Annotated in this window: 22 protein-coding genes, 2 tRNA genes and 1 pseudogene; 15 read left to right on the top strand and 10 right to left on the bottom strand. The window is 49.3% G+C overall.

What is annotated here, in order from left to right:
* Positions 1–159 precede the first annotated feature (159 nt).
* A complete protein-coding gene (gene ftsH2 / locus RIF25_RS08785; protein WP_322878172.1) occupies positions 160–2,055 on the top strand; it encodes an ATP-dependent zinc metalloprotease FtsH2 in 1,896 nt (631 codons plus the stop codon).
* Positions 2,056–2,235: 180 nt separating this feature from the next.
* Here the strand turns inward: ftsH2 and RIF25_RS08780 are convergent.
* Positions 2,236–2,308: transfer RNA gene (locus RIF25_RS08780), tRNA-Phe, on the bottom strand.
* 38 nt (positions 2,309–2,346) lie between these two features.
* Positions 2,347–5,085 carry a CBS domain-containing protein gene (locus RIF25_RS08775; protein WP_322878171.1) on the bottom strand — a complete coding sequence of 913 codons (2,739 nt, stop codon included), beginning with the start codon at positions 5,083–5,085 and terminating at the stop codon, positions 2,347–2,349.
* A gap of 222 nt (positions 5,086–5,307) precedes the next feature.
* On the opposite strand from RIF25_RS08775, the gene RIF25_RS08770 reads away from it, so the two are divergent.
* Together RIF25_RS08770 and RIF25_RS08765 are read left to right on the top strand one after the other, a co-directional pair.
* Entirely contained in the window at positions 5,308–5,754 is a 447-nt protein-coding gene (locus RIF25_RS08770) for an Hsp20/alpha crystallin family protein (protein WP_322878170.1), read from the top strand.
* Between the two features lie 407 nt (positions 5,755–6,161).
* The gene (locus RIF25_RS08765; RefSeq protein WP_407682378.1) at positions 6,162–8,516 is read left to right on the top strand and encodes a GH116 family glycosyl hydrolase; all 2,355 of its coding nucleotides are present in this window, start codon (positions 6,162–6,164) and stop codon (positions 8,514–8,516) included.
* 111 nt (positions 8,517–8,627) lie between these two features.
* Here RIF25_RS08765 and RIF25_RS08760 read toward each other — a convergent pair whose 3' ends face one another.
* From RIF25_RS08760 to RIF25_RS08750, 3 genes are all read right to left on the bottom strand, one after another.
* A complete protein-coding gene (locus RIF25_RS08760; RefSeq protein ID WP_322878168.1) occupies positions 8,628–8,894 on the bottom strand; it encodes a HEPN domain-containing protein in 267 nt (88 codons plus the stop codon).
* Positions 8,895–8,948: 54 nt separating this feature from the next.
* Positions 8,949–9,566: a hypothetical protein gene (locus RIF25_RS08755; RefSeq protein WP_322878167.1), complete on the bottom strand. Its 618-nt coding sequence runs from the start codon at positions 9,564–9,566 to the stop codon at positions 8,949–8,951.
* 176 nt (positions 9,567–9,742) lie between these two features.
* Positions 9,743–10,567 (bottom strand): Rpn family recombination-promoting nuclease/putative transposase, encoded by an 825-nt coding sequence (locus RIF25_RS08750; RefSeq protein WP_322878166.1) that lies wholly within the window; start codon positions 10,565–10,567, stop codon positions 9,743–9,745.
* Positions 10,568–10,669: 102 nt separating this feature from the next.
* On the opposite strand from RIF25_RS08750, the pseudogene RIF25_RS17245 reads away from it, so the two are divergent.
* Both RIF25_RS17245 and RIF25_RS08745 read left to right on the top strand, forming a co-directional pair.
* Positions 10,670–10,804 (top strand): annotated as a pseudogene (locus tag RIF25_RS17245) (BrnT family toxin); the annotation flags it as partial.
* Positions 10,785–11,069: a hypothetical protein gene (locus RIF25_RS08745; RefSeq protein WP_322878165.1), complete on the top strand. Its 285-nt coding sequence runs from the start codon at positions 10,785–10,787 to the stop codon at positions 11,067–11,069. The pseudogene RIF25_RS17245 and the gene RIF25_RS08745, both read left to right, overlap by 20 nt.
* Positions 11,070–11,129: 60 nt before the next feature.
* Here RIF25_RS08745 and RIF25_RS08740 read toward each other — a convergent pair whose 3' ends face one another.
* The 3 genes from RIF25_RS08740 to RIF25_RS08730 form a co-directional block, all read right to left on the bottom strand.
* A complete protein-coding gene (locus RIF25_RS08740; RefSeq protein WP_322878164.1) occupies positions 11,130–11,744 on the bottom strand; it encodes a tyrosine-type recombinase/integrase in 615 nt (204 codons plus the stop codon).
* A gap of 26 nt (positions 11,745–11,770) precedes the next feature.
* Entirely contained in the window at positions 11,771–11,884 is a 114-nt protein-coding gene (locus RIF25_RS08735) for an Arm DNA-binding domain-containing protein (protein WP_322878163.1), read from the bottom strand.
* A 167-nt stretch (positions 11,885–12,051) separates the two neighbouring features.
* Positions 12,052–12,138, bottom strand: a tRNA-Ser gene (locus RIF25_RS08730).
* Positions 12,139–12,284: 146 nt separating this feature from the next.
* Here RIF25_RS08730 and purL point away from each other — a divergent pair.
* The 6 genes from purL (at position 12,285) to RIF25_RS08700 (ending at position 17,450) form a co-directional block, all read left to right on the top strand.
* Positions 12,285–14,654, top strand: coding sequence for a phosphoribosylformylglycinamidine synthase subunit PurL (purL, locus tag RIF25_RS08725; protein ID WP_322878162.1), 2,370 nt, complete (start codon positions 12,285–12,287; stop codon positions 14,652–14,654).
* 31 nt (positions 14,655–14,685) lie between these two features.
* Entirely contained in the window at positions 14,686–14,925 is a 240-nt protein-coding gene (locus RIF25_RS08720) for a hypothetical protein (RefSeq protein WP_322878161.1), read from the top strand.
* Complete coding sequence (locus tag RIF25_RS08715) at positions 14,918–15,121, top strand: hypothetical protein (RefSeq protein ID WP_322878160.1); 204 nt, start codon at positions 14,918–14,920, stop codon at positions 15,119–15,121. Before RIF25_RS08720 ends, RIF25_RS08715 begins: the two co-directional genes overlap by 8 nt.
* A 281-nt stretch (positions 15,122–15,402) precedes the next feature.
* Entirely contained in the window at positions 15,403–16,896 is a 1,494-nt protein-coding gene (gene purF / locus RIF25_RS08710; protein ID WP_407682377.1) for an amidophosphoribosyltransferase, read from the top strand.
* A gap of 75 nt (positions 16,897–16,971) precedes the next feature.
* Positions 16,972–17,328, top strand: coding sequence for a hypothetical protein (locus RIF25_RS08705; protein WP_322878158.1), 357 nt, complete (start codon positions 16,972–16,974; stop codon positions 17,326–17,328).
* Positions 17,313–17,450 carry a hypothetical protein gene (locus RIF25_RS08700; protein WP_322878157.1) on the top strand — a complete coding sequence of 46 codons (138 nt, stop codon included), beginning with the start codon at positions 17,313–17,315 and terminating at the stop codon, positions 17,448–17,450. Before RIF25_RS08705 ends, RIF25_RS08700 begins: the two co-directional genes overlap by 16 nt.
* Before the next feature lie 74 nt (positions 17,451–17,524).
* Here RIF25_RS08700 and RIF25_RS08695 read toward each other — a convergent pair whose 3' ends face one another.
* Positions 17,525–17,980 carry an NAD(P)H-quinone oxidoreductase subunit N gene (locus RIF25_RS08695; protein ID WP_322878156.1) on the bottom strand — a complete coding sequence of 152 codons (456 nt, stop codon included), beginning with the start codon at positions 17,978–17,980 and terminating at the stop codon, positions 17,525–17,527.
* 174 nt (positions 17,981–18,154) lie between these two features.
* On the bottom strand, positions 18,155–18,544 hold the full coding sequence (locus tag RIF25_RS08690; protein ID WP_322878155.1) for a hypothetical protein: 390 nt from the start codon (positions 18,542–18,544) through the stop codon (positions 18,155–18,157).
* Between the two features lie 554 nt (positions 18,545–19,098).
* Here RIF25_RS08690 and RIF25_RS08685 point away from each other — a divergent pair.
* From RIF25_RS08685 to murI, 4 genes are all read left to right on the top strand, one after another.
* Positions 19,099–19,839 (top strand): peptidylprolyl isomerase, encoded by a 741-nt coding sequence (locus RIF25_RS08685; RefSeq protein ID WP_322878154.1) that lies wholly within the window; start codon positions 19,099–19,101, stop codon positions 19,837–19,839.
* Positions 19,836–22,859 carry a peptidase domain-containing ABC transporter gene (locus RIF25_RS08680; protein WP_407682376.1) on the top strand — a complete coding sequence of 1,008 codons (3,024 nt, stop codon included), beginning with the start codon at positions 19,836–19,838 and terminating at the stop codon, positions 22,857–22,859. Before RIF25_RS08685 ends, RIF25_RS08680 begins: the two co-directional genes overlap by 4 nt.
* A 4-nt stretch (positions 22,860–22,863) precedes the next feature.
* Positions 22,864–24,345 carry an HlyD family efflux transporter periplasmic adaptor subunit gene (locus RIF25_RS08675; RefSeq protein ID WP_322878152.1) on the top strand — a complete coding sequence of 494 codons (1,482 nt, stop codon included), beginning with the start codon at positions 22,864–22,866 and terminating at the stop codon, positions 24,343–24,345.
* Between the two features lie 171 nt (positions 24,346–24,516).
* Positions 24,517–25,392 carry a glutamate racemase gene (murI, locus tag RIF25_RS08670; RefSeq protein WP_322878151.1) on the top strand — a complete coding sequence of 292 codons (876 nt, stop codon included), beginning with the start codon at positions 24,517–24,519 and terminating at the stop codon, positions 25,390–25,392.
* The last annotated feature ends 29 nt before the right edge of the window (positions 25,393–25,421 follow it).

The raw sequence follows: 25,421 nt of genomic DNA, 5'->3' as shown, positions 1-25,421 counted from the left end.
ACGTTACATCTGTTTACATTCACCTTCTCATTCTAAGCAACTTTCCCAGGCCTGGATTAATCCCAATCTAAAAATATTTCTCCCACTCCTAAGTTGTGACAATTCTGAGAATTAAGTTAAATTTGATTAAGAACCGTATCATCTCGGTGGCATTGCCCTATGAAATTTCCGTGGAAAACAGCACTGTTATGGCTTTTACCGGCCCTTATTATTGGATTCTTTATTTGGCAGGGGGCCTTTAATGTCATTCCCAGCCAGCAGCAACCCCCGGTAAACACCGCCAGTACCCGCATGAGCTATGGCCGCTTCCTGGATTATTTGGATAATCAGCGGATCAGTAAAGTGGACTTATTCGATGGCGGACGCACAGCGATTGTGGAAGTGTCTGATCCAGAAATCACGGGTGGGCGGCCGTTACGCGTCAGAGTTGATATGCCCGGTGCCAGTCCCCAGTTCATTACTAAGTTACGCGACCAGCACATTGACTTAGATGTTCACCCAGCCCGGAATGACGGTGCGGTTTGGGGGCTGTTGGGTAATCTCATTTTTCCAGTCTTGTTGATTACAGGCCTTTTCTTCTTATTCCGGCGGTCTAATAATATGCCCGGTGGCCCAGGCCAGGCCATGAGTTTTGGTAAATCTCGGGCTCGCTTTCAAATGGAAGCTAAAACTGGCGTGATGTTTGATGATGTCGCGGGTGTCGATGAAGCTAAAGAAGAACTCGAAGAAGTTGTTACCTTCCTGAAAAAGCCGGAAAAATTCACCGCCGTGGGAGCCAAAATTCCCAAAGGGGTCTTACTCGTTGGGCCGCCAGGAACCGGAAAAACCATGCTCGCTAAAGCCATTGCCGGGGAAGCGGGCGTGCCATTTTTCTCGATTTCGGGTTCAGAATTTGTCGAGATGTTTGTTGGGGTCGGGGCTTCCCGTGTCCGTGACCTGTTCAAAAAAGCCAAGGAAAATGCCCCCTGTTTGATCTTCATTGATGAAATTGATGCGGTCGGTCGGCAACGGGGTGCGGGTATTGGCGGGGGTAACGATGAACGGGAACAAACCCTGAACCAACTCCTGACCGAAATGGATGGCTTTGAAGGGAACACTGGGATTATCATCATCGCCGCCACAAACCGCCCCGATGTTTTGGATTCCGCGCTTTTACGTCCCGGCCGGTTTGATCGCCAAGTCACCGTAGATGCCCCCGATATCAAAGGCCGGCTCTCGATTCTCAATGTCCATGCCCGGAACAAAAAACTGGCTGAACAAGTTTCCCTAGAGGCCATTGCCCGCCGGACACCCGGATTCACTGGGGCTGATTTGGCTAACCTCCTGAATGAAGCGGCAATCTTGACGGCCCGGCGGCGGAAATCGGCGATCACGATGCTAGAAATTGATGATGCTGTGGATCGGGTCGTAGCCGGGATGGAAGGCACGCCGTTAGTGGATGGGAAAAGCAAGCGCCTGATTGCCTATCACGAAGTTGGCCATGCCATTGTCGGTACTCTCCTGAAAGATCATGACCCGGTGCAAAAAGTGACCCTCGTTCCCCGTGGCCAGGCCCGTGGTTTAACCTGGTTCATGCCCTCGGAAGACTCCGGTTTAATTTCTCGCTCTCAGTTAACCTCGCGCATGGCGGGTGCTTTAGGCGGTCGGGCGGCGGAATATGTCGTCTTTGGGGATTCGGAAGTGACCACGGGGGCCGGCGGTGACTTGCAGCAAGTAACCGGGATGGCGCGGCAAATGGTAACTCGCTTTGGCATGTCCGATTTAGGCCCCCTGTCTTTGGAAACCCAAAATGGCGAAGTCTTCCTCGGGCGGGATTTGGTCTCTCGCTCCGAGTATTCCGAAGAAATTGCCGCTCGGATTGATGCCCAAGTTCGGGAGCTAATTCAACACAGCTATGAACTGGCCGTCAAAATTGTCCGGGAAAATCGGGATGTAATTGACCGCCTAGTAGATTTGTTAATTGACAAGGAAACCATTGATGGGGAAGAGTTCCGGCAAATCGTGGCCGAATATACGGTCGTTCCCGATAAGGAGCGCTTTGTGCCCCAGATTTAAGCCCTAAATTACTCCTACTAAGTTTCTCCTCCCTCATGTCACCAGGCCTGGGGGATTTTTATTTTTATACAGCGTGACTCATTGAAGGTGAGAGGGGGACAAGTCAGAAAATGCTTGCAGGGCAGTCTTTTTAAGATTTTGACTCTCTCAGAACAGTCTGCCTAAGACTATAGATTAAGATGCCAGGAACCAGACTTGAACTGGTGACACGTGGATTTTCAGTCCACTGCTCTACCAACTGAGCTATCCCGGCTTAAAAAGGGCTTTATGATTATAACCATAAAACCCAGGTTAAGTTAAGGGAAAGTTCCTCTCCACCCAGGCCAATGCTTTTTCTTTGGAAGTGACAACTCCGTCTAAACCAGCAATTCGCAGGGCGTTGAGAATTTCCGCAAAGCGGGGGCCGCGGGGATAACCCAGGTTTTGGAGATCATGGCCAGTCAGCGGGGGTCGAAAGTTTCGCCACTGGGTCAGATATTGGGCAATTAACCCTCGGGCTGTGGGGAGTTCACTACCAATGAGGATGAGATCTCCAAGGTGCAAAGGATCCCAGGCCTGGCAGAGTTGACTGGCGCGGGGGGATGCTTGGGTTAGTTCCGATAAGAGGGCAAGGTGATGCGGCAGGGCAGCTAAACGGGCCTGGGCGGGGCCAGAGAGATGCAGTTGTTCGGCCATCAGCAGGGGGAGGTTGTCCAGTTCTGGGAGCGGTGAGGTTGGGCAGAGCGCCGCCAGTAATACCGTGAGTAAGATTTCCCAGGCCCCCTGTTGCTCACTTGGGGATCCGTAAGCCTCCAGCCAAGACCAGGCCCAGGATAACCGGCTCCATAAATCAGGGGGAATAACAATTTGGGGATGGAGACATTGGAGGGCATTCAGTTGCACTAATTGTCCTAGGGCCTTTTCCCCAGGAAAGGAGTCGGTCGCCCCCATGTGCAGTTGGAAAATATAGCGCAGTTCATTGCGGAGGCGGCTTTGGAGGGAGGGACGTTTTTGGTCTCGCTGTGGCACAACATCAAACACCCCACTGGTGAGGGCATATTGAATCAGGTCTTGACTGCCTGGCTCCAATTGAAACCCTAAGCGGACGGCAAAGCGGACGGCCCGAAAAATCCGAGTTGGATCTTCAATAAAACTGTTGGGATGCAAAACACGAATTTGCTTAGTCTGTAAATCCTGCCAACCACCAAAAAAGTCCAGCAGTTCCCCGGCCTGGGGGGAGGTGAGGCGAATCGCGAGGGCGTTAATCGTAAAATCACGGCGGTACAGATCTTGGCGGATCGAACTGGCGGTAACTTCCGGGTGCGCGGCGGGATAGGGGTAAAACTCACTGCGGGCTGTGGCAATATCAACAGCAAAGCGCGAATGTTGGCATCCCTGGGGCCAATGCAAGGCGGCCGTTTGAAATTGCCCATAGACTTGGAGTTCCGTTTCGGGATAATGGACTTGCAAGGCCTGGGCTAGGACGACTCCGGCCCCAGTTTGTTGCATCTGATCCATCCCATCCACCACCAGGTCAAATTCCCGCACTGGGGGCCTGTAACCAGGATCCTGAAGTCGCAAAAAGTAATCCCGGACAGCCCCACCGACTAGATATAACTGCCAGCCGTGATTTTGGGCTAGGGTCGCGGCGGTGACTAAAATCTCTCCCAGGCCCGGTGGGAACCCAGTTAACCAGTCGGCGGGTAGGTAATGGGGTGGTTGATCCACAGGCTGCTTAGGGCGATGGAGTTGATAGAGTTGGCGGAGAACATCAGTCCGGGTGACAATCCCCACCAGGCCCCGCTGTGAATCTACTACAGGGAGTCGTCCAATGTCATAGGTCACCATCAAGTGTTGAATCTCGTTCAGGGGGGTTTGGGGGGCAATGGTGCGGACGGGCTTTTTCATATACCCTTTCACCGGCGCGTGACCAAACCCATGATGCAAGGCAATATCCAAGTCTCGGCGGGAAATCACCCCGACTAAATCACCGCTATCGGTGACAACTGACAAGCCGGAATGGCCATAGCGTAATAAGACTCGGTGGGCCTGGTCAATGGGACTGTCTGGGCGAATCGTGCGAACCGGGGCCGACATCAAAATTTGGGCGGTGGGGGCAGCGGGAATGGCAGCTTTGATTTGCAACCAGAGGGTTTTGAGAACGGTTTGGGGATCAGGGGTTTTGACGGTTACGGCTGCGGCCTGGGCATGGCCACCACCACCGAGGGGTTGGAACAGTTCAGCCAGGTCTAGGCCGGGAATTTGACTCCGACCAATGATCGCCAAATGACAGCCCGCTTCTTGCCAACGATAGGCATGGCCTAACAAGCAGACATCACTTTCGCTGGTACTGGTCAAAGCGGAAACTAAGGAGGAGAGGCCGGGTAAATACTGTCTTGTTTCCAGCAGAACCCAACTGACCACATAGCCTTGGATCGTTTCTTGCTGGAGTTGTTCTAAGCCCGCATGGAGGAGGGGTTGTAAGTCCCGTTCCAGGCCAGCCGCGGCAAATTCTTGGATGGTGAGTTGGTTGGCCCCCTGTTGCAATAGCCAGGCCAAGGCGGCTGCATCTCGCGGCGTAGTCGCTTCAAAGGTTAAAGAACCCGTATCGGCATGGATTCCCAGGGCTAGCACCGTTGCAACTGCGGGTGTTAAGGCTATCCCCTCGCCCTGAAGAATTTCACTAATCAGGGTACTGGTGGCCCCCACAGGTTCGATGATGGCCTGATGTGGAGGTAAATCGCTCTTCTGGGCAAGGTGATGATCGTAAACAACAATTTCTACGTGGGGTTGCTCTAGCCAGGGTGTGGCGGTTCCGAGGAGTTGCCGGGCCTGGGTATCCACAATCCAAAGTTTTTGAATCCGGCCTGGCTCAACTGCGCGGGCGGCAATGATGGGCAACTCGTCCCGATACAGTGCCAGAAAATCTTTAACTCGGGGATGGGCCCCACCCGTTAAGACAATCCGTGTACCTGGATGAAGATAGGCTAAGCCGGCCGCGGCCCCGAGGGTGTCAAAATCTGCGGTGACGTGACACAGAGCAATATCCACGCCGAACCAGCCTTCTCATGGTGAACGAGGTGCAATAAAAATTTATTGTTGATAACTTTAAGATACCCTAAAGCTTCGGCGAAACCAATCTATTGATGACAAGAACTTAACAATTGAGTACGGTGATCCAAAACGGGCCTGGGGGTAAAACCGAACTTAGATCATCCCCAGAATCACCTAGATTAAGAATGTAGGTTAGCTCAAAAAAGGAGCGTGTTGATTATGGCTCTTGTTCGTTGGCAACCCTTTCGAGAAATTGATGAAATGCAACGAGAATTAAATCGCATCTTTGATAGTTTGTCGTCTAGTCAAACCGATGGTGTTGGCCTGGCATTTTCCCCCAAAGCCGAACTCACAGAAACTCCCGAAGCCTATGAGTTGCGCTTAGAATTACCCGGCATTAAATCGGAAGATTTGGATATCCAAGCCACTGCTAGTGCTATTTCGATCTCTGGTGAACGGAAATCTGAAACCAAAGTCGAAGAAGGCGGCATGACTCGGACTGAGTTCCACTATGGCAAATTCCAACGGGTGATTCCGCTCCCCGGCCGGGTGGATCATCAAAATGTGGCGGCTGACTATAAAGATGGCATTCTCCGTCTGACGCTGCCCAAAGCAGAAGAAGAAAAAAATAAAGTGATTCGAGTTAGCTTGCCTCAATCTCAATAATCAAGGTTCTTTTTTTCTGCTTTGATGGTGTTCCCTATTTCTTTCTCAATACAGGCCTGTAAAACGATCCTGATCTTCTTGCTCTCACCCAAATTAAACCTGTTAATTACTGAGACATCAATTAATCATAGCGTTACTCCATCCTGGCAAGGTTCCATAGGGGACAATTAGGTTTAACAACTGTTTCCGAGTGAGTATTTCCTAGGGGCCGACCGTTAGCAGCAGGGGTAACGCTATTTTGTTTAGGGATCAATCATTGCCAGTGTCCTTAGACGGCTAATCAATACCTCTGAGAACCGTCAATATTTGAGTCTTGGCCTTAAAATAACAGTCTGGCAGCGTTAGCCCTACTGGAGATCAACTTGCAAGCCCCCCCCTTTATCCCCCCCCAGGCCTGGCAACGATCCATGGGTCAGGGTTGGGAAACGCCTTACACCGTCCGCTATGCCAGTAACTTAGACGATGGCCCTTGGCACGGCATGCCCCTCGGTGGATTTGGCGCGGGCTGTATTGGGCGATCCTCACGGGGAGATTTTAACCTCTGGCATCTGGATGGCGGTGAACATATTTTCCAAACCATTCCCGGCTGTCAATTTTCCATCTTTGAACAAGGGGGCGATCACTCCCAGACCTATGCCTTGTGTACTGAATCGCCGTCAGATGGCACCCTCGGGGCCTGGAATTGGTATCCCCAAAATCAAGGCACCTATGGCGCGCTCTATCCCCGCAGTTGGTTTGAATACCAGGGAGTGTTCCAGGCCCAGTTAACCTGTGAGCAATTTTCGCCGATTATTCCCGATAACTATCAAGAAACCAGTTATCCCGTTGCCGTGTTTGTTTGGGCCGCCCATAACCCCACGGATCAGCCGATTACGATCAGTATTATGCTCAGTTGGCAAAATCTGGTCGGTTGGTTTAGTAATGCCACCCCTGCCTCAGAAATTCGGATTCGGGATGATGGCAGTCCGGTTTATGATTACACGCCACGCTTGGGGCAAAGTCAGGGGAATTACAACCGTTTTCATCAATCCGAAACCCAGGCCAGTTGTTTACTCCAACGCCAACGGGATCCGCATACGGTCATTAAAGAAGGCGAGGGCGAATGGGCTATTTCAGTGCCAGTGAGAGATGATCTCGAAATTTTCTATCATACCCGTTGGAACCCAGTTGGCGATGGGGCTGATCTGTGGGATTCGTTTAGTCGGGATGGTTCACTGAGTAATCTTTCAAACAATCAACCTGCTACAGATTCTGAACAAATTGGCGCGGCCTTGGCGGTGCGGTTTACCTTGACTCCGGGTGAATCCAAAGAAATTCCCTTTGTCTTGTCCTGGGATTTACCTGTGACCGAGTTTGCCCCGGATGTTAATTACTTTCGCCGCTATACGGATTTCTTTGATCGCTCAGGAACTAATGCTGAAACGATTGCCCAAATTGCTTTAGAAAACTATCAGAAATGGAGCGAACAGATCGGGGCCTGGCAGCAACCCTTTCTTGAGCATTCTGATTGGCCGGATGAGTTCAAAATGGCGTTGATTAATGAACTCTATGACCTGACCAGTGGCGGGAGTTTATGGACAGCGGCAACGGATGCGGATCCTGTGGGGCAATATGCGGTTTTGGAATGTTTAGATTATCGCTGGTATGAAAGTTTAGATGTTCGACTCTATGGTTCCTTTGCTTTACTTTACTTGTGGCCAGAATTGGAAAAAGGGGTGATGCGGGCCTTTGCCAGAGCGATTCCGACCGAAGACCCCAAGCTGCGAATTATTGGCTACTACTATCAAGGCAATCCAGAAACGGCCCATAAAGCCCCCCGCAAAATTGCCAATGCTACCCCCCACGATCTCGGCGCACCCAACGAACATCCTTGGCAGGCCAGTAATTACACCAGCTACCAAGACTGCAACCTTTGGAAAGATTTAGCGTCCGATTTTGTCCTCTTGGTTTATCGGGATTACTTATTAACTGGGGCAACTGATCTGGAATTTTTAACCGATTGCTGGCCCTCAGTTGTCAGTAGTTTGGATTACCTGAAAACTTTTGATACGGATGGTGATGGCTTACCGGAAAATAGTGGCGCACCGGATCAAACCTATGACGATTGGCAACTCAAAGGAGTCAGTGCCTATTGCGGGGGGCTGTGGATTGCGGCCTTAGAAGCAGCTTTAGCCATTGCCAAACGTTTAGAAGCACAGGGAATCAATACCAAACTAGAACAAGAAAAATGGCAGGCCTGGCTCAATCAATCCCGCCCCACCTATCAAGACAAACTTTGGAATGGTCAGTTTTATCGCCTCGATAGTGGCAGTAATTCCCAAGTGGTGATGGCGGATCAACTCTGCGGGCAATACTATGCTAGGTTGTTGAATTTACCGGATGTTGTCCCGATTGAATGTGCCGAATCAGCCTTAAAAGTCGTTTATGATGTTTGCTTTGTAAAATTCCACGATGGCAAGTTCGGTGCGGCGAATGGCCTGTTACCCGATGGCTCACCAGAAAAACCAAATGCCACGCATCCCCTAGAAGTTTGGATTGGGATTAACTATGGCCTGGCTGCATTTTTATATCAAATGGGGATGAAAGATGGGGCCTGGAAGTTGACGCAAACGGTAATTCAACAAATTTATGACAATGGCCTGCAATTTCGGACTCCAGAGGCAATTACGGCTGTAGGAACGTTCCGGGCCTGTATGTATTTACGTCCGATGGCGATTTGGGCGATGTATGGACAACTCACTCAAGGTGAAGACTCCAGATAAATTCTAAAGAAAACATTATTCTATGGCATCTAAAATATAAGCCTACGTTCTCTAATCAATACTTGTAATTTCTTTACTTTAACTTAAGGCAAACTACAATGTGCTAAATCATTATGCTAAATCATTAAATTTAGCTTTTAATACAGCTCGTACAATTTCTTTAGCATCTTTTAGTGCCGAACTTAGGGTTTGATCAGGTAATTTACCATCATGCACTAGCTTACTTCGGAGTTTATAGATATTCTTTGTACGCTTTTCCAAGTCGTCAACTTCTTGATCTGGTAGCCCTTCCTTTAAGAAGGTATCACGTACTAGGGTTTGTATTTGTCTTGATATGGACGTATCTTTGCGAAAACAAATTTCGTCTTTTATTGCCAATAAATCTTTATATTCGCCTGAATTTTCATGATATTTATTCTTCTCTAGCTCTATTTATTGAATCCAACGATCTATTAGAGTTTGAACTACTTGCTGCTTTGGGCAAGAAGTCTTAAGCACTTCTAGCACCATTACCAATATCAAAAACCGAGCATTTTCTGAGTGCTCATAATAATGCAAATTATATAACTCAAATGCAGTATTTAGTTTTTTATTAGAGGTAATATCAAAACTATTCTTATCAAGTCCTTCAATTAGTAATGAGTGAAAATAATTAACATCTGTTAATAATGTAGCAACTGCATTGCCAGCAGTAACAGTATAAATTTTATTGCTGGATGGATAGACTGTTGGATAATTTATATTAACAAGTCCATCAGAATTATGCGTTGGATTATAAATAACTTCATTGAAATCCGTATGTATATCGAAGGCTAAATCACTGTTTAACATTACCCATCTCAAACCTATGCATATTTTATTAAGGTACTCTTTGTCAGCTTGCTCACTTTCCAAACCTTCAACTTCAAAAACATAAAATTGTTGTGCATATCTGAGCTTAATAGTTAGATTTCCAATTTTTTCTTCAAATGGTTGATCTAAACCGTCAATTCCTTTTCCTGGTATCATTTGAAAAGGAACTCGAAGAGTCCATAATTCATTATTTAACATATTTTTCCTTAATATTTTTATTGATGTGCAGAATTACAAAATAAAACCTATCTCATCTATTAAAATATTATTGATAAATACATTAAAATGTCTAGCTCTCAATAACTCTATAGTCTTTAAATAAATTGATGGTTTTTAACTTTATGCATTTATTTCTGAATATTATTGTACTGGGATTAATGTTGATCCAACCAGGCCTGGACATCTTCAACTTGAGCAAAATCAAAAATTGCCTCAGCGAGAGCTTCAATCTTTAGTAAAGAAAGACTAGTCACTTTTTTCTCTAGGTCTGAAGGTAAGGTTCCAAACCGTCGTCTGAGTTGGCGCAAAATTAGCTGAGATTCTCCCTCTTGTCGTCCTTCTGCCCGTCCCTCTGCCAGAATTTCCTGATAAATGACTGACTCTCGCATCACGCCCTCCCGAAAAATGGCTTGAATTAACTCCTTCTCATACTTTAGTCCAGCCAGCAGTTGGGTTGCCGTACTCACTTCTTGGCGCAAACTTGGGGGTTCAAGGGCGGTAATGCGTTGGGCCACTGCTTGAATCAAGGTTTGGCTGTTTTCCCCTTTAGCCAGGACAGCAAAAGGTAGTAAAGCTGGATTTTCTAAAAATTGCTGGGCATCTTCTTCCCAGAATTTGAGCACGCGGTACTGATGGGTTGTAGTTGCGGTGATAAATTGGTCAGGAACATTGGCAGTTGTTGGCTTGAGCAGAATCAACACTTGGACAATGGCAGATTGATAGCGGCGATACAGTCTCACCCAGTAGTCCAACATCCGAAAGGGCAGGGGGGGCTGAGTTTGAGGGACAACCTGAAATTCCAGATGGAGAATGCAATTTTGGACTTGAACAAAGGTAACTGAGTCAGCCCGGATCGGTTCTAAGTCTAATTCTGTTTTTAGGAGCGTGACTGTGCCAAGGTTTTCCCCAAGTAGCCATTCAGCAAAGGCCTGGGGATATTTTTCAGCGAGGTACTTACAGATGTTATCGGTGGAGCGCATTAAACCAGGCCGATCAAAATTCTATGGATAAAGTCTGGTACGTTAATATCCACTAGGTCTATCTTTTCTATGAACAATACTATATTACAAAGAGCGTAACGGGTATCTGGTTTAGACGCTCCTTGGAGCCTCCTCTACGTTGTTTATATTGAGCAAGAAAATGACATGATCCGGATCATCTCGGCTCGCAAGGCCACACGTCAGGAGCGTCAAGATTATGAAAATTACGGCTCTTAAACAGCGACTCGATAAGAATCGTCCAATGACAGCAATTACAATTCGGATGCCTGAGGATGTGATTGAAGACTTAAAGCGAATTGCCCCCTTGCTGGGGTTTTCGGGTTATCAACCTTTGATCCGCACCTATATTGGCCAAGGACTGCGGGCTGATTTGGAACGTTTAGAGGGAGATACCGTTGCGGCCCTAATTGCCAGCTTGAAACGTCATGGGGTCAGTGATGAAGTGTTACGAGAGGCCTTGTTGGAAGCCACTAAGCGTTAGTCTCAACTCTAGAAATGATCATAATAGTAAACAGTAATGATTCGTGAGAATAGCCCAGAATTATCTATCCCTGCAAAGTTTTGGTTTCATCCTAGGCTCAACGAGGGGGGATTCTTTACCAAGGCTTCTAATGATCAAGAGCAGTGGAGTTAACTGGAGAGCGCAGCGCACCACCAGGCCACCGGGGTAAGCATCAAACATTCGTAGGACTTGCCCTAATCGTTTCGGGTTAGTAATTGCCGCTAAATGCTTTTCTGGGGATGGGGGCAAGACTCCCACCAGTCCCACTGTCACATCATGGGTAACTCGATTTGTCACAATGCCATAGCGCATGACCTGAGAAATTAAACTTCTGACTCGATGGGCAGTCTCGATTGATCCACGGCTAACAATCCGGTTTAGAGTCTCTAAAACCTCTGGGGCTGTTATGTCGGCAATCGGTCTATCACCCAACCAAGGAAATACATCCCGCTCCAGGCGTTGCATATTGACTTTGGCGTGACTGGCTGCCCATTGAGCGTGAAACTTACCGAACCATTCCCTGGCCACCACCTCAAACCGTCCCGACTCACTGGCAAACTTGGCGGCCTGGGTTGCTTTTCGCTCTACAGATGGGTCTATGCCATTGGCTAATAGCTTCTTAGCCTCATCCCGCTGCTGTCTGGCATCTGCCAAAGTGATCGCAGGGTAAAGCCCCAGGCTCAGGAGCGTTTATTTCCCTTGGGCGGGACTTCTAGATACAGCCCACCGCCATCAAAGAGCTTTTGGGGTTTCTCAGTCGGCTTTGCCTTACGGATAGCCAGTTCTGTCAGCATTGGGGGTAACACCTTTCACCGCTGGGGGTATTACCCTTAAAAGCACCCCCAGTTACCCCTAGCTTACCCTAGATAAATTGAGACTGACTTAGACAACCAATAAGGCTTAAACCCTTTGACAGTAAAGACTTTTAGATAATCTCAGACTGTCTCAGATTGTTGTCAAACGGAGAGGGGGGGATTCGAACCCCCGGAAGGTGTGACCCTTCAACAGATTTCGAGTCTGCCGCATTCGACCACTCTGCCACCTCTCCAGGCCCTAAGGCATTTTCTATTGTAAGGCGGCTGATTACTAAGACTTGCAGAAATCCCAAGTAATCTCGATAAACAGGCCCAGATAAATCTCCCCATTAAGAATCTCTGAGATAATGCCAGTGTTAGCCTCCACGAAGAAGTCTTTATGTCTGCTGCCTCTGACCTTGCTCCAGAATTTGCAATTGACCCCAAACAACTGGCTGCGGAACGACTGACCCAGGCCGAGTATGTCGAAATTGTCAACCGATTAGGGCGCAAACCCAACCCGGCGGAATTGGGGATGTTTGGCGTAATGTGGTCAGAGCATTGCTGTTATAAAAATTCTCGCCCCTTACTCAAGCAGTTTCCAACCACTGGGGAGCGGATACTCGTGGGGCCTGGGGAAAATGCCGGGGTGGTGGACTTAGGCGAAGGCTTGCGCTTGGCCTTTAAGATTGAATCCCACAATCACCCCTCAGCCGTAGAACCGTTTCAGGGGGCAGCGACCGGAGTTGGGGGTATTTTACGGGACATTTTCACAATGGGAGCTAGGCCAATTGCCCTCTTAAACTCCTTACGCTTTGGGGATTTAGCGGATCCAAAAACTCAGCGACTCGTGCATGGGGTTGTTTCCGGCATTTCTCACTATGGGAATTGCACAGGAATCCCTACCGTAGGCGGTGAGATTTATTTTGATCCTGTTTATTCCGGGAATCCCTTAGTTAATGTCATGGCCTTAGGTCTAATGGAAACCACGGAAATTGTTAAATCCGGGGCGGGAGGGATTGGCAATCCGGTGATTTATGTGGGGTCAACTACGGGCCGGGATGGTATGGGTGGGGCCAGTTTTGCCAGTGCGGAATTAAGTGAAGAATCCCAAGCGGATCGGCCGGCGGTGCAAGTTGGGGATCCCTTCCTCGAAAAATCTTTAATTGAGGCCTGTTTAGAAGCGTTTCAGACGGGGGCAATTGTGGCGGCCCAGGATATGGGAGCGGCGGGGTTAACCTGTTCAACTGCGGAAATGGCGGCTAAAGGGGGGGTGGGCATTGATCTGGATTTGGATTTAATTCCGGCGCGGGAATCCGGGATGATCCCCTACGAATATTTACTGTCTGAATCCCAGGAGCGGATGTTATTTGTGGCCCAGGCCGGGCGGGAACAGGAAATCATTGATATTTTCCAACGCTGGGAACTTCATGCCGTCGTCGCTGGAAGGGTGATTGCAGAACCGATTGTCCGAATTCGGCATCAAGGTGAAATTGCGGCGGAAATTCCGGCCCTGGCCCTGGCTGAAAATACACCCATCTATCACCGAGAATCCTTAAGTGAGCCGCCAGAGTATGTTCAAAAGGCCCAGGCCTGGTCGGTGTCATCACTCCCCACTGCTTCTGAAACCGGAATTGAATTAGCGTCAGGATTTTTGTCTTGGTCTGAGGTCTTATTAAAACTTCTCGCATCTCCCACAGTGGCATCCAAGGCCTGGGTTTATCGGCAATATGATCAGCAGGTGCAAAACAATACGGTAACAGGGCCTGGGGGAGCCGATGCCGCCGTGATTCGCTTACGGCCAGTGACTGGGGAGAAACTCGCTAATCCCTATGTGGGCGTGGCAGCGACAGTGGATTGCAATCCCCGCTATGTCTATCTCGATCCCTACCAAGGAGCCATTGCCGCAGTGGCCGAAGCTGCCCGGAACCTGAGTTGTGTCGGGGCGGAACCCTTGGCGGTGACGGATAACCTGAACTTTGGTAGTCCAGAACAACCCTTGGGCTATTGGCAACTATCGGAAGCCTGTCGGGGACTCTCCCAGGCCTGTCGCGTCTTGAATACACCTGTGACTGGGGGAAATGTCTCTCTCTATAACGAAACGCTGGATGCAGACGGGAAACCCCAGGCCATCTATCCAACTCCGGTCGTGGGTATGGTCGGTCGCGTTACAGATGTGCGGAAAACAGTCGGACAAGGTTGGGCAAAATCCGGGGATCTGATTTATTTACTCGGAGAACCTCTTACACCCAAGACTACAACAGAGGCCATTTCCCTAGGTGGCTCGGAATATTTGGCCACGATCCATGATCAGGTCACGGGTAAACCACCCTATTTAGATTTAGAGCTAGAACAACAGGTGCAAAAAATTTGTCGAGAGGGCATCGCCCAGGCCTGGATCCGCACCGCCCATGACTTGAGTGAAGGGGGCATAGGGGTAGCTCTGGCGGAATCCTGTATTAGTGGCAATTTTGGGGCAACCATTACCCTGCCTTGGGCTTTGTCTGACAGGATCTCCCGTTGGGATGAATTGCTCTTTGGGGAAGGCGGCTCGCGGATTTTAGTGGCGGTTGATCCAAGTCAAAAGGAAGCCTGGGAAGAGTATCTGAAAACTCAAGGCAATCCCCCGATTCAGGAGATTGGAATCGTGACTGAAACCGCAGCAGAACTGCAAATTTTAACAGCCGATAACCAGGCCTTAATCAAGGTTAGGATTGAGGAGTTATGGGATCGCTGGGCCAATGGGCTAGGAACTTACTTAAGTTCGTAGGACTAAATCCACTGGTGAAAATTTTAAGGTTGTGATTCTTGGCCTGGAGTGGCATGGGGGAAATGAAACAGCAGGAGATGCGTTACTTGTGAATTTGACTGGAAGGCAATACGCCATCCTCAATACTTACGAGTTCCTTGAGATTGTGCAATATAAATACCTAGAGGAAGATACGGGTGTGTTATCGGTTAGCTTTTATCCACCAACATTAACGGTGATCGGAATCCTGCCTGATGGTCAACTCACTAGAGCGGAGCAAGATCGTGTCTAACACTACAACTAGGGATGCAAGTCAACGGATCAAGAAGCTATTTCAACTGGGGGAGCAACGGGCCAGGGCAGCGGGGCATCAGGGCATTGTCACCATGAATGACTCGCTTTCTGAGGATAAACAAAAGCAATTGAGCGCGGCCTTAAGGTCTCTGCCCATGGAATTTTTTCCTAAGCTCCCCCAGGCCAGAGTCTAAGGATACGATGTTGAGTCTCAATCTTTTATTGGTTCTGCCTCAAGCCAATACTTTACGACAAAGGCATCTAAACTCGGAGGGAGACCGGACAAGTCCAAAATTCCTTAATTTATTTATCTGTAGTTTCGTTAATCTTCTCTTAAGCTCGTTTTTTCCTCGGTTCTGCATCATCAGTTTTTATAATCAGTGATCCTTGGTCTTTCTCGTCCCTTCAGCCCGTGCATAGCGGTTAGGTAACTTCCCCAATGTCTGAATCCAGTCTTGCCTCTGACCCCAGTAAGATGAACCCTGTTGTTGACTCTGATGATTGCAGCCTAGACCTACTGGAATTCCCCGACAAACCAGAAGAAGCCTGTGGGGTTTTTGGGATTTATGGCCCCGGCCTGGAAGTGGCTAAACTTACCTATTTTGGTCTGTATGCCCTCCAACACCGGGGCCAAGAATCGGCTGGAATTGCCACCTTTACCGGCGCGGATGTCCACCTCCATAAGGACATGGGCCTGGTCTCGCAAGTTTTTGATGAATCGACCCTCCAACATATGGGCGGCACATTAGCCGTTGGCCATACCCGCTACTCCACCACTGGCTCCAGCCGGATTGTCAATGCTCAACCCGTTCTAGTTCCCACCGCCCTCGGCCCCCTGGCCCTCGCCCATAACGGCAATCTGGTGAATACCCAGGCCCTGCGTCAAACCGTTGTGGCCCAAATGCCTAGCCAGGCCAGCCTGATTAGCACCACCGACTCGGAAATCATGGCCTGGGCCATTGCCAATCAAGTGAATGCTGGCCTGGGCTGGATTGATGCCAGTGTCAATGCCATGCGTCAGTTTCAGGGGGCGTTTAGTTTAGTTATCGGGACACCCAGCGGCCTGATGGGGATCCGGGATAGTCATGGCGTGCGGCCCTTAGTGCTTGGAATTTTGGCCGGAGAAAACTCTAGCGAGTCCTACTATGTGCTGGCTTCCGAAACCTGTGCCTTGGATATTATCGGGGCTGAATATGTCCGAGATGTCCAGCCGGGGGAACTGGTTTGGATTGACGACCAAGGCCTTAAGTCCCACATCTGGAGTCCACCAGAGGATAAACTTTGCATTTTCGAGATGATTTATTTTGCTCGCCCGGATAGCTTGATGGAAGGTCATACCCTCTACAGTTATCGTCAACGTCTAGGGCAACAACTGGGACAAGAATCTGCGGTTCCGGCGGATTTGGTGATTGCTGTTCCTGATTCCGGTGTCCCCGCCGCCATTGGATATTCCCAGGCCACAGGGGTTCCCTATGCTGAAGGCTTAATTAAAAATCGCTATGTTGGCCGCACGTTTATCCAGCCCACCCAGGCCATGCGGGAGGCCGGCATCCGGATGAAACTTAACCCCTTAAAGGATGTTTTGGAAGGCAAACGCATTGTGATTGTGGATGATTCGATTGTCCGAGGAACGACGAGCCGCAAAATTGTCCGCGCCTTACGGGAAGCCGGAGCAAAGGAAGTTCATATGCGGATTTCTTCGCCCCCCGTCACTCACCCCTGTTTCTATGGCATTGATACCGATAACCAGGATCAACTCATTGCTGCGACTAAAACCATTGCGGAAATTGCGGCTCAAATCGGGGTAGATTCCTTAAGTTACTTAACTTGGGCTGGGATGATTGCGGCCACTAAAGCTCAGCAGGGGAGTCAATTTTGTTCAGCCTGTTTTACGGGGGACTATCCAATTACCATTCCAGATCCGGTGAAACGCTCCAAACTGGTACTGGAAAAGTCGCTCGCTAATTAAGTCAATCAAGAGTGTTTTCTGCCTGTCTTGGGCCTGGGAACGATGGTGGTACAGCGTCTACTCAATACTCTGGTCATGATGCTTCTGGTAAATTCAGCCGTGCCTAGAGTTTTGGCCCAGGCCCCGACCACGTTTTTTCAGACCCTCAGCCGCCCCACTAACCAAACAACTTGTGAAACGATGGACTGCTGGCTGGAAGCGACTCGAGCCTGTACCCCCAGCAAATTCTTAACGGATCTCTCTATCGGAATTGCTGCGACCAATAGTGTTTATGAACTTTGGGGACAAACGGCCGCGGGGGGGTGCATTTATTATCAGTTTGTGAAAAGCTTAGAAGCCTTTGGGCAAAATGTTCCTGACAGCGCCGGCATGGAGATCCTCTGTGTTTATCCCCAGACCCATGACCTGACCCTCGAATGGGAAGTATTTTAGGGAAGCGGGATGGCAGCTTTGGCGGAACAGGCGGACTTGTAGATGCCAAAACTCGCATCAGCATCAGCAGCAAAACCTTGAATGATCGTCAGGTAGCCCAGTGCGCCATCAAAAGCCCCTAGAAATTTCCTGAGCTATCGGTTCTAGATCTGCCCAGGCCAGAAGTACCAGCCTCAATCATCAGTTGCAAAAATGTTTAAGCCGCTTGGGCAATAGTACTCAAGGGTTGCCATTGAACGTCCCGGGCCCCACCAACTTCAACAACGATTTTTAAGCGGGGTTCCTGCTGAGTTAACAGTGACAAGTAGGCTAGTTCTTGGCGAGATAGCTTTTTGCCGTCAATTAACCAGAGCGCGAGTCCCTTGGCCTGGGGAGGTAAGTTTTCCAGATGATAGGTGACCAGGGGAGGACGGAAATAGACCCGAATATTTTCTTTCCCTGTGTGGGCCGGACGGATGCCGTGAACTTGGGTGAGATAGGCAGATAAATCTCCCAGGCCTGGGGCTGACAAATGCAGAGTGGGGTAGCCAGCAGTCCGCAATCGGCGTTGGTAACGTCCTTCAAACCCACCTTCTGGGGGAACATACATGGCCAAGGCCCCGGCCTGGTCTAGATCTCGGACAAACTGATTACCTGCTAACAATAAGCCCATAACCCCTACCCAAATTGTTGTGATGATGGTGTAAACACACGCACTGCTGCCAACAATATACCAGGCCTCGCTTCGGGTTTTTGTAGATCCGGTGATTAAAAAAATTGCAGCTTAGGCTTAAGAAATTCCTATCAAAGCCGCTTCCCCGCCGCCATTCTCTGGAGTCAAGCAATCCTAACGGCTGTGGTGGGCCAGGAGACGTTCTTCTAAGGCCGCAATTTGGTTATAAGCCGCGGTGAGTTGGGCGGTCAGGCGTTGAATTTGTACCTCGTTGGTCATGTAACGTTCACCACTGTAGCTGCGGAAGTTGTGAGGCTCATCGTCACTCAAAATATCTTTATGCTCAAGACTGGTATGGACAGGAGAGGCAAAGGCCTGGGCAGTTCCCCCAACCCAATCAGCCGTTTCATCACAGTCTGGCATGATTTCTGCAATGACGATACTGGGCTTGATTTTACCTTCATTGATGGCCAGGGATAGCTTTTGATTCAGTTGCTCAACAATGACATACAACGAATCAATTTTGCTGCTCAGGGCCGCTATTTGTTGACTTAATAAATCCAATGCTGAATCCTCGCAGCGGGTGCAGATACGATCAATACTAGAAATAACATTGCTGACTTAGCCAGATTTTGAACGATATTTAAGCATGAATTAAGATTTCTCAACCCCATGCATTACGATCAGCAATGGCTAAATTCATTACCTACTCTGGGATTACCCAATTTAATCAAAGATACGGCAGAATTAAAATTCACATTGCGTTACATCATTTTGTTGACAAAATTCAGTTAAGCAAAATTCAGTTAAGTAAGTGCAGCCTGAAGTCAGTAATCGTCAAGGTCTTTACTGATGGCAGATATCTCAATTAGGTATAAATAACTAACTTGCTATCTGCAAACTAGCCTCTCTTTAGTGTTATCCAGGGAATGAGAATATTACTGTGATGTACAAATTCAAGATCCAGGCCTGGTGAACTCTGGTGATCGCTGTGGAATATCCCCTCCCTGACCTAGAGCCGCTAGCAGGTTAAGAGATGATTAATTATCTTGTGGTAATTAAAGATACATCTTAGGATAGTGGTACATTTAGACCCCTGATTAACTGTGCTGTTCCAAATGAGTCAAACTATCCAGATCGGCGTAACCTCGATTTCTGGTGATGAACTGATCCATTATCTAACTCAGTATCAATTGCTCCCCCAATTTCTGGAAGAATTCACCATTGACCAGGCCCTCCAGGACATTACCCTCACCCCCGAAGAAGCCCAGCAATCCCTTAATCACTTTCGCCAAAGTCAACAAATTACGACCCCAGCAGCAGAAGAGCAGTATTGCCAACTCTATCGCATCTCCCCAGAGCAGTTTCAGCAGCGGGCCTACCAACTGGGGAAAATTGAAAAATATAAACAAGCAACTTGGGGACAGGGAATTGATCAAGAATTTATGCGAACCAAGCAACAGTATGATCGCTTTGTTTACTCACTCTTAAGAACCAATAACCCAGAACTAGCTCAGGAACTTTATTTTCGGATTAAGGAAGGGGAAACCAACTTTGCGGATGTGGCCCGTCAGTATTCCCAGGGAGCAGAACAGGAATCTGGGGGCTTAGTGGGGCCGGTAGAAGCGAGAACCTTACATCCCCAATTAGTCCAAATGTTAGCCACCTCGCCCCTAGGTAAAGTCTTGCCACCCACACGTCTAGGAGACTGGATTGTGATTGTCCGCCCCGAGAAAGTGATGCCGGCCCAACTGGACGAGGGGATGCGGCAACGGCTACTGCAACAATGTTGGCAACGCTGGCTCCAAGCTCAGACCCAGGCCCTCACGGTAAATATCTCGGCCCCAGTCACGCCATGAATACCTTTGATCTCAAAAGTGCTGTCCAAGAATTTTTAGCCCACACCCCGCCCTTTGGGGAACTCTCAGCCGCAACTCAGTTGGCCTTGTCCCAGCAGTTTCAACCGCAGCGGTTTCCGATGGGCCGGGGAATGTTGGCCCCGAATAAGCTTCCCAGCCAGTTCTACCTGATTTTTCAGGGACAAGTCCGGCTGCTGGGGCGAGACCAAAACCAAGATGTACCGCCAACACTGAAAATGCTCCAACCGGGAGAGGCGGTGGGCTGGAGTGGCCTGGTGCGACAACATGGCTGTGAGGGGGCGATTGCCTCCACGGATACGATTGCCTTGGTCTTGACAGGGGGAGAATTTTTGGCCTGGTTAGCCCAGGAACCCCATTTAGATCAGTACTATCGGAAGCGGGCAAGTTTAGCCGAGGTTTATGAACTATTGGGCTATGCTTTGGGGCCCCAGGCCTTGGAACCTTACCAACTGCGCCATCTGCTGACGGAAATTTATCCCCAGGCCCAACTCAAAATTATTCCGGCTACGACCTCCCAACCTCCGATGCCCCTGCAACTGGAGCCGGATTATCGCTGGTTGCTCAGTAGTGGAAGCTGGCCAGGCCTGGACATTGGCCAAAAGATTTCCCCAGAGCTAACCAGCCCGCCCCAAAACAATAGCACCCCAGTTCGTCTGCTTGGCTTCCCCATTGCCGCCTTACCCCAGCCCAGCCCGCTTCAGACCCCAGCCTTAGCCCCAAAAAACCAAATCTCAGTTACCCAGACGACTATCCCAAGGACCGCAACAACAGTGGCCTGGGAGATGATCCCGGAAGCCCCCCTCGAACCACCCGAACCGGAATTAACAGACAGGCAAACACCCACTAATTATCCGTTTGTTGCCGGAAAAGACCCCCTAGACGCATCCCAGGCCTGTTTTGAGATGTTGGCCACCTACTTTAATTTGCCCTTTCGTAAAGATATTATTCGCCGGGTACTCCAAAATCAACTGGGCCAACAGGACAACAAAATCTCCTTAACAACGGCTGGGGTGATTAGCGAACTCATGGGCCTGCGGGCGCAACTGTTGGAGGTTCCGAAAAATGTCATTCAACGCGTCCCGACTCCCTTTCTGGCCTGTTGGGATAATCAACTCCTCTTGATTTATGAAATTTCCGCCCAAGGGGTAGTGGTGGCGGCCCCTGAGCAGGGCTTACTCCGGCAAACGTTACCGATCTTCTTGGCTCCTTGGGATGGGGAGACGATTTCCTTAATTCAACTGGAAAAAACCGGAGATACACCCCAGAAAAAGTTTGATTGGCGCTGGTTTCTGCCGGCGATTCAAAAACATCGGCGAGTTTTAATTGAAGTTTTTATTGCCTCGTTCTTTGTCCAACTCTTTGGCCTGGCTAATCCCCTCGTCACTCAAGTCATTATTGACAAAGTTCTGGTTAAAAATAGTCCCGATTCCCTCCATGTCCTAGGAATTCTCTTAGTCGTGGTGGCCATTTTTGAAGCCCTCCTGAGTAGTTTCCGCACCTATTTATTTGTTGATACCACCAACCGTATTGACCTCACCCTCGGCACCCAAGTTATTGACCATCTCCTCCGCCTCCCCTTGAAATATTTTGATCGTCGCCCTGTGGGGGAACTGGCCACCCGCGTCAATGAATTGGAAAACATTCGCCAATTTCTGACGGGGACAGCCCTAACCGTGGTCTTAGATGCCGTCTTTTCCGTGATCTATATCGTGGTGATGATCCTCTATAGCTGGTTACTGACCCTGATTGCCCTCGCGACCGTGCCAATTTTTGGCCTGTTGACCTTTATTTTCTCCCCCGTGATTCGCAATCAAGTCCGCGTCAAAGCCGAGCGTAATGCCGAAACCCAGGCCTACTTTACGGAAGTAATCACGGGCATCCAAACCGTTAAATCCCAAAACATTGAACTCAAATCCCGGTGGCAGTGGCAAGACCGTTATTCCCGGTTTGTTTCCGCTGGCTTTAATGCGGTGATTACCTCGACAACAGCGGGTTCCATGAGTCGGTTTCTCAGTCAGTTGTCTAACTTACTCCTGCTCTGGGTCGGGGCCTATCTTGTTCTCGAACAAAAATTAACCTTAGGAGAATTGATTGCCTTTCGGATTTTGGCTGGCTATGCCACCAGTCCCCTCCTGCGCTTGATTCAACTGTGGCAAAACTTCCAGGAAACGGCCCTCTCCTTAGAACGCCTCAGCGACATTTTAGATTCTCCCCAAGAAGTCAAGGCAGAAGACCGGGGCAATATTCCGCTGCCAGCCATCCAAGGAGCCATTCGCTTTCAGGATGTTTGTTTCAGCTTTGCAGGCAAAGGCAATCTCCAACTCAAGCATATTCATCTGAACGTTGAGCCAGGAACCTTTGTCGGGATTGTTGGTCAAAGCGGCTCCGGCAAAAGCACCCTGATGAAATTATTAATGCGTCTCTACGAGGCTGATAGCGGGCAAATCACCATTGATCAATACGATGTCAGTAAGGTGGATCTCTATTCCCTCCGTCAACAGGTGGGGATGGTGCTACAGGATAGTTTGCTCTTTGATGGCACGGTACAAGACAATATTGCCCTGGCTCGCCCCGATGCTACTCCTGAAGAAATTGTCACCGCGGCCAAGCTCGCCTATGCCCACGACTTTATTATGGATTTACCTTTGGGCTATAACAGTCGGGTCGGTGAACGGGGAGCAGCCCTGTCGGGGGGACAACGTCAACGGATTGCCATTGCCAGAGTAATTCTCCAAGACCCCAGGTTGTTAATTTTAGATGAAGCCACCAGTGCCTTAGATTACTTGGCAGAACATACGGTCTTTACCAATCTGCGTCAAACCTTTGGGGATCGGACGGTCTTTTTCGTGACCCATCGGCTGCGGAGTTTGGTCGGGGCGGATCGAATTGTGATGATGGATCAAGGCAGTGTGGTCGAGCAAGGCACCCATCCCGAATTAATGGATTTACGGGGTCAATACTATTGCCTCTATCAACAACAGGAAGCTGCTGCGGTATAAACCTATGACTGATTTGCCCTCGTTACCTCCATCACCGAAGTCTAATCCGTCCTTATCTCCCACCTTTGACCGACCGGTAATTTTGCAGCAGGCCCCCACTTGGTCACGGGCGATTGTTTGGGGCATTGTTGGGGTGAGTGGGAGTTTATTGCTTTGGGCGAGTTTTTTCCAAATTGAGGAGGCTGTGCCAGCGATGGGGCAACTGGAACCTGAGGGTGTGGTCAAAGATATTGCCTCCCCTAGTAGTGGCATTTTGAGCAATATTTATGTCCGCAATGGCCAGCAAGTCACAGCCGGAGAACCTCTGTTTCAGTTAGATCCCGCTACATCAGAATCAGAGTTAGCCTCCCAGTTAAGTTTGCGCCAGGCCCTGCAACAGGAAAATCAGTTTTATCAACAACAGCTTACCGGAAGTAAATCCCAGGCCCCAGCCACCATTCCCGCCACGATGCGTCTTCTCGCCCAAAATCGTCAGGCCCTGCTAGCAGAAAACCAACTCTTTCGCTCCCAATTAGCCGGGAATACTCAAGGAGTTAACTTAACACCGGAGCAACAATCTCGCTGGCAATCCAATCAGGAAGAAGCCCGTTCCCGAATCGCCACGGTGCGTTTGCAAATTGACCAACTCCAAAAACAACTCGATCAGGCCCAGGGGCAGCTAAAAAGTCAACGGGATATTCTTAAGGTGAATCAAACTATCTTGGACGATTTAGAACCTGTTGCGAAGGAGGGGGCGATTGCGCGGGTTCAATATTTACGCCAAGTTCAAGAAGTGCAGCGGGGCCTGGCGGAAGTGGATCGGTTTCAGCAGGATGTGAATCGGCTCCAAGTGGCCATTGCCGAAGCCAAAGAAAAACTGAAAAATACCACCGTAACGGTCTCCCGCGACTTGTATGGAGCCATTGCCGAAAACGATAAACGGATTGCCGAAATTGATACTCAGTTTAGTCGGACGATTGTAGAAAATAATAAAAAGCTGGCGGAAATTCTGGCGAAGGTCAAGCAACTCCAAACCGGCTTAAATTATCAAACGGTGCGCGCTCCAGTAGCGGGGACAGTCTTTGATCTTCAGGCCCATTCCCCTGGCTTTGTGGTGACACCGGATAAGCCCATGCTCAAGGTTGTCCCGAAAGATGCTCTGGTGGCCGAGGTGTATATTACCAATCGAGATATTGGCTTTGTGAATTCAGGGATGCGGGCAGATGTGCGGATCGATTCCTTTCCCTTCAGTGAGTTTGGCGATATTAAGGGGGAGTTGATTGGGATTGCGGCCGATGCCCTCCCCCCGACCCCAGAGCGAAATTTTTATAGCTTTCCGGCCCGGATCAAGTTGGATCAGCAATATTTGAAAATTAACGATAAACAGATTCCCTTGCAGTCAGGGATGGCGGTGAGTGCCAATATCAAAATTCGTAAACGCACGGTAATGAGCCTGATTACGGACTTATTTACGCGGGAAGTCGAAAGCTTAAACCATTTACGTTAATGGACATGAAAAAAGAGATGTATTGTTTGTTACTTGGACTCTTAATTAAATACGATGAGGTTGCTAAACTGTCCCTATGCCAATATTGAATCCGCTCTAGCCATAGCCTTTTATCTATTGTCGGGATTGGATTTAGTGGCGTTTCTTGTGTGAGGAGTACGAGGTTTCGGAGTGAATAATTGGCGTAGGTCGTCCTATCGGAACATTTCGGCCGGTTGGATTGGTGTGTTTGACAGTGGCCTGGGTGGACTGACGGTGTTGAAAGCCTTACAGGCCCAGTTACCCCATGAATCGTTTTTATACTTTGGCGATACGGCTCACTTGCCTTACGGGGAACGGTCGGCGGCAGAAATTATTACCTTTGTCCGCCAAATCCTGGCCTGGATGCAGCAGTCAGGGGTGAAGCTAGGGGTGATGGCCTGTAATACCAGTTCAGCCTTAGCCCTTGAGCAAGTGCGCCGTGAATTTGATTTTCCGATTATTGGTTTAATTTTGCCCGCTGCCCAAGTGGCCGTTAAAAAAGGGAAACGCATTGGGATTATGGCCACCTCGGCGACCGTGAACAGTCAAAGTTATCCCCAGGCCCTCCAAGAGCAAAAGCCCACGATTCAGGTTTGTCAAGTGGCCTGCCCGGAGTTTGTTCCCCTGATTGAGCAAAATCGCTGTCAGGATCCCTATCTCCGGCAAGTGGCCCAGGCCTATTTAGAACCGCTAATTGAGTTTGGCCTGGATACTCTCATCTATGGCTGTACCCATTATCCCCATATTGCCGATGTGATTACCCCTCTCCTGCCCCCCCAAGTTAGGCAAATTGATCCCGCCCAGGCCGTGGCTCAAGCCGCGATTCAAGAGCTAGAACTATTGGGTTTGCGTCAGTATCGGCGAGAGAGGGGAACCGCTAAGTTTGCAGTCAGTGGTAATCCTGAACAATTCGCCCATTTAGCCAGTCGTTGGTTGGGCTATTACCCTTATGTTGAAAAAGTTGATTTGACAGCGATTCATCTCTCTCACGTTTCGATGACAGTTCCCCCAACACCGGCCAGTTAAGCTAGGAGAGCAACATCTGCGGTTGAAGG

This window comes from Pseudocalidococcus azoricus BACA0444, assembly GCF_031729055.1.
GTDB lineage: Bacteria > Cyanobacteriota > Cyanobacteriia > Thermosynechococcales > Thermosynechococcaceae > Pseudocalidococcus > Pseudocalidococcus azoricus.
This window is presented reverse-complemented; position numbering and strand designations above follow the sequence as displayed.